Raw genomic sequence first — 255 nt, forward strand, 5'->3', positions numbered from 1 at the left:
TATCGCAGCCCTTTGTACCGGCCATTGTAGCATGCGTGAAGCCCAAGACATAAGGGGCATGATGATTTGACGTCATCCCCACCTTCCTCCGAGTTGACCCCGGCAGTCTCCTATGAGTCCCCACCATAACGTGCTGGCAACATAGGACGAGGGTTGCGCTCGTTGCGGGACTTAACCCAACATCTCACGACACGAGCTGACGACAACCATGCACCACCTGTACATGAGTGTCCAAAGAGACCACCATCTCTGGTG

Annotated in this window: 1 rRNA gene; it reads right to left on the minus strand. The window is 54.9% G+C overall.

The features are described 5' to 3' along the window. A 16S ribosomal RNA gene (locus SERN_RS15205) occupies window positions 1–255 on the minus strand; the annotation flags it as partial.

Source organism: Serinibacter arcticus (assembly GCF_004786095.1).
Classification (GTDB): domain Bacteria; phylum Actinomycetota; class Actinomycetes; order Actinomycetales; family Beutenbergiaceae; genus Litorihabitans; species Litorihabitans arcticus.